This window comes from Streptomyces sp. 15-116A, from assembly GCF_025290915.1.
In the GTDB taxonomy this organism is placed as follows: domain Bacteria; phylum Actinomycetota; class Actinomycetes; order Streptomycetales; family Streptomycetaceae; genus Streptomyces.
Window position 1 is genome coordinate 1 of sequence record NZ_JAOCQE010000402.1, and the last position, 4263, is coordinate 4263.

The following is a 4263-nucleotide window of genomic DNA, read 5'->3' on the forward strand; positions in this document are numbered from 1 at the left end:
CAAGGCGTCGCGGCCCTCGCGCGGTGCCACCTCGCCGCTGACCTTCGTTCTGCTCATCACAACGCCCGCGGTGGTCGCCGTCGCCGCGCTCCGTCCGCGCTGATCCGCCTCGTCCCGTGACTTGTTCTGGAGGAACCCCTTGCCGGAATGGCTTGTTCTCACCCTCGCGATGCTGGCCGCCGGTCTCGTGGTGGTCGTCATCACCGTCGTACGGCACCGCAGGGCGGCCGACGACGAGGACACCAGCGAGACCCCGGACGTCATCGAGTACATGACGATGTGGATCGGCGTGGTGTACGCCATCGTCCTGGGCCTGGCCATCGCCGGGGTCTGGGAGGGACGCAGCGCCGCGCAGGACCATGTGCGGGCGGAGGCCGTCGCGCTGCACGAGATCACCGAGCGGGTACGGGTCTACCCGGCCGAGGTCCGCGACCGCATCCGGGACGATGTCAACGCCTATGTCGGACATGTGGTCACCACGGAGTGGAAGACCATGGCCGAGAAGGGCGAAGTCACCGAGCGGGGCACCGAGTTGCTGGACCAGGTGCGCCGGGACGTCACCGACTACCGGCCGCGCACGGACTTCGAGGCACAGGCCTACCAGCCGCTCGTGGACCAGGTGACCGCCGCCGACCAGGCGCGTTCCGCGCGGGCGGAGTCCACCGGGGAGACCATGCCGGGGGTGGTGTGGTTCGGGCTGATCGCCGGGGCCGTGGTCACGATCGGCATGATCTTCGCGCTGCAGATCCGGCGCACCGGGCGGGAGCTGGTCCTGGCCGGGCTGTTCTCGGCGCTGATCGCCTTCCTGCTCTTCCTCATCTGGGACTTCGACGCGCCGTACAGCAGGGGGATCACGGCATCGGCGGATCCGTTCCGGTACCTGTTCCCGCACGTCTGAGCACCGGGCACGACGCCGGCCCGGGCGACGGGCGCCACACCGCGCGCGTCCCCCGGCCGGCCCACCGGCGTGACCCGTTCGGCGCTACAGCGATCGCGCGGGCGTGTGAGTCTTCCTAGCGTTTCGGTCATCGAGGCGCATTCCCGGCGCGAGCGGAACAGGTCCGCGGCCGTGCCTCGGAACCCGGAGGATCCACCATGCACGCGATACGCGTCGCTTCCGCCGCGCTGCTGGGCGCCGGCGCCCTCACCCTCACCGCCGCACCGGTCGCCGGTGCCGAGACGGCCGCCGGTGCCCCACCGGCGGCCGTTTCGGCCGTTTCGGCCGCGTCGGCCCGTTGGACTGCCTCGGCGGCGTCGGCGGCTTCGGGCGCTTCCGTCGCTTCGGGGGTCACAGGGGCCACGGAGGTCAGGGGCGTCACGGGGCTCAGGGCCGAGGGCGGCATCGTCACACCGTCCCGCTACAGCGTGGAGCCCGCGATCGTCGAGCCGGGCGACACGGTCACCCTGCGCGTCGACAGGAGCGACGGAGCCTGCACGGGCCATGTGACGGTCACGTCCGCCCTGTTCGACACGGTCACCATCCCGCCGCGGCGGTCCACGGCGATGACGACGATCGACCGCGACGCCCGCGTCGGCGCGCGGTACCGAGTGTCGTTCACGTGCGTCACCTTCACCGAGACGCGGTCTCTGACGATCGGCGGACCCGTGTCGCTGCCCACCCCGGTCGATGTGGAGCCCGGTGAGAACGGGCACGGCCGTCATCCCAAGGGGGTGCACGCCGGTGAGGGCGGCGCCTTCGCCGGCGCCGGCCTCGGCACGATGGGCCTCGGCGCGGTCCTCGTCGCCGGCTCGCTCGGGGTGGCGTACCGCCTGTACCGCCGGCCCGGCGAGCAGGACGGCTCCTGAGTCGAGGCCGTCATGCGCACCCACGTCCCCGCCCGCCGCAGCCCGGGCCCTCCCCGGCAGGGCTGCGCCCCGGAACCGGCCTTCGGTTCCGGGGCGAGGCCCACGTGCGCGACAGGGTCGAAGCGAGGCGGCGTCCGCGAAACCTCAGATCCGCTTCTCGGCGCGGCGGCGCATCCAGAAGACACCGCCGCCGACCATCGCCGTGGCCACCAGCGCACCGCCGATGGCGACATCGGTCGGGGTCGCCCCGCTGGTGCTGCTGCCGCCGATGCCGCCGCGGACACCGCCGATGACGGTGAAGGCCGCGGGACGGGTCAGCGTGCGCCCGGAGCACTCGACGTGGACGTCGTACCGGCCGGGCCGCGCGTCGGAGTGGACGGTGGCGGTTCCCTTGGCGGTGTTGCCGCGGCTGCCGCCGGCCATGTCGCCGCGGCCGCCCGTGGCCATGTCGCCGCGCCCGCCGACCGGAGTCAGGTTCGTCCTGGGGAAGGCGTCGGAGGTCGCGTGGCCCCCGTTGGGGCAGCCGTCGACGGTGATGGTCAGCTGGCCGCCGGCGGCGATGACGCTGGGCATGACGACGATGTTGGACGGTCCGGGGACCCCGCCTCCGTCGGCGACGGCAGCCGGGGCGGCGAGGCCGAGGACGGCGACGGCGGCACCGGCGGCCGCCAGAGCACGTGGATTGCGCATGTGATCCTCCGCGGAAGGCGCCCCGGGTCCCGTCCCCGGTCGATCGGCGAGAAAGCGCCTCCCGGAAAGACATTCGGATGCGGTGCGGCGGCCCGCATGTCGGGAATGGTCCGTCCCGGTGAGGCCGTACCCCGCGCACCGGCCACATGATCGGATATCGCCGCAGGTCACGGACCGTCAGAAAATCTTCTGGTCGGCACACCTCGGATGGCGCACCGGTGAGCGCCCGGGCCACCCGTTCGCCGCCGCCCCGTCGCCGGTTGCGCGCACCGCACTTAGCGTTCTGCCATGCGCGAGTGACACGGCGACGGCCGTGTCGAGAGGGGAAGGCGAATGTCTGCTTTCGAGGCGGCCGAACTCGAAGAGGCGCAGCGGCCGAAGAAGCGCGCGCCGTGGGGCGTGATAGCGCTGGTCCTGCTCACCGGGCTCGCGCTCCTCCGCAACGGCTCCGGGGAGTTCGACGAGGGTCCCCCGCAGCCCGCCAGCGCGGCCGCCGCCGACAGCAGGACCCCCGCCGGGGTCATGACCGGCACGGCCGCGCCGCTGCCGTTCGCCGTGCCGGACCGGGTGCGCATCCCGGCGATCCAGGTGGACGCGCCGATCATGCCGGTGGGCCTGGACGCCGCGGGCTGGGTGGACGCGCCGCCGCCCGAGGACCCGAACCTGGCGGGCTGGTTCAGCGGGGCGGTCTCCCCGGGTGAGAAGGGCACGGCGGTCGTCGTCGGCCATGTCGACAACCAGCAGGGCCCGGCCGTGTTCTACGGGCTGGGCGCGCTGAAGAAGGGCCAGCTCGTCGAGATCGCGCGCAGGGACGGCAAGACGGCCGTCTTCGAGATCTACGGCGTCGAGGTCTTCGCGAAGAACAGCTTCCCCGGGGAGCGCGTGTACGCCTCCAAGGGGGCCGCCGAGGTACGGGTGATCACCTGTGGCGGGGGTTTCTCCCCGCAGGACGGCTACGACGGCAATGTGGTCGTCTTCGCCCGCCTGGTCGAGGTCCGCTGAGAGGCGGCCTCGCCGGGCGGGCGGGACAGGGCCGGCGGGACCGGCCGGCGGGCTCAGGCGTACTGCCGGCGGGGCACGCTGATGTGGTAGCCGGAGTCGAGCAGTTGGGGCAGGTAGTCGCGCAGGGCCCGGACACTCTGGGAGCGTTCGCCCCCGGCGTCGTGCGAGAGCACCACGACGCCGGGGGCGGCGCCGTCCTCGACCCGCTCGACGATGGTGCGGGTGCCGGGGCTGGTCCAGTCGAGGGTGTCGACGGTCCAGGCGAGGGGTTCCATGCCCAGTTCGGCGCCGAGCTGGAACGCGGCGCGGTTCCAGGCGCCGTAGGGGGCGCGGAACCACTCGGGGCGTCCGCCGTAGGCCTGCTCGATGATGTCGCAGGTGCGTTCCATCTCGGCGCGGATCCGGCCGCGGCGCAGGCTGGTGAGCAGCGGGTGGGACCAGGTGTGGTTGCCGACGACATGGCCCTCGTCGGCCATCCGGGCCAGCAGATCCCTGTTCTCGGCGGCCATCTCCCCGCACACGAAGAACATCGCGCGCACGTCGTACGCGGCCAGGGTGTCCAGGATGTCGGGGGTGTAGCGGGGGTCGGGGCCGTCGTCGAAGGTCAGGACCATGGTGTTGCCGCGTCCGGTCATGCGCAGCAGCGGTGTGCTGCGCACCGGGGTCCGGCCGGGTGCCGTGCGCGGCGGGCCGTAGCCGGTGAGCGGCCGGAGGCGGTACGCGGACGGCTGGAGCGGGCGGCGTGCGGCCTGGGCGCCGGCGGCG

At 73.2% G+C, this 4263-nt stretch carries 5 protein-coding genes; 3 read left to right on the plus strand and 2 right to left on the minus strand.

Annotation, left to right across the window (positions count from 1 at the left end; all coding sequences use genetic code 11):
• Window positions 1–139 precede the first annotated feature (139 nt).
• Together N4P33_RS33215 and N4P33_RS33220 are read left to right on the plus strand one after the other, a co-directional pair.
• Window positions 140–898, plus strand: a complete 759-nt coding sequence (locus N4P33_RS33215) for a DUF4239 domain-containing protein (RefSeq protein ID WP_260830649.1) — start codon at window positions 140–142, stop codon at window positions 896–898.
• Between the two features lie 197 nt (window positions 899–1095).
• Entirely contained in the window at window positions 1096–1806 is a 711-nt protein-coding gene (locus tag N4P33_RS33220) for a hypothetical protein (protein WP_260830650.1), read from the plus strand.
• 144 nt (window positions 1807–1950) lie between these two features.
• Here N4P33_RS33220 and N4P33_RS33225 read toward each other — a convergent pair whose 3' ends face one another.
• Window positions 1951–2496 carry a hypothetical protein gene (locus N4P33_RS33225; protein WP_260830651.1) on the minus strand — a complete coding sequence of 182 codons (546 nt, stop codon included), beginning with the start codon at window positions 2494–2496 and terminating at the stop codon, window positions 1951–1953.
• A 333-nt stretch (window positions 2497–2829) separates the two neighbouring features.
• On the opposite strand from N4P33_RS33225, the gene N4P33_RS33230 reads away from it, so the two are divergent.
• Window positions 2830–3498 carry a class F sortase gene (locus tag N4P33_RS33230; protein WP_260830652.1) on the plus strand — a complete coding sequence of 223 codons (669 nt, stop codon included), beginning with the start codon at window positions 2830–2832 and terminating at the stop codon, window positions 3496–3498.
• A 53-nt stretch (window positions 3499–3551) separates the two neighbouring features.
• Here the strand turns inward: N4P33_RS33230 and N4P33_RS33235 are convergent.
• Window positions 3552–4263: polysaccharide deacetylase family protein (locus N4P33_RS33235; RefSeq protein WP_260830653.1), on the minus strand; the 712-nt coding region annotated here is incomplete at its 5' end.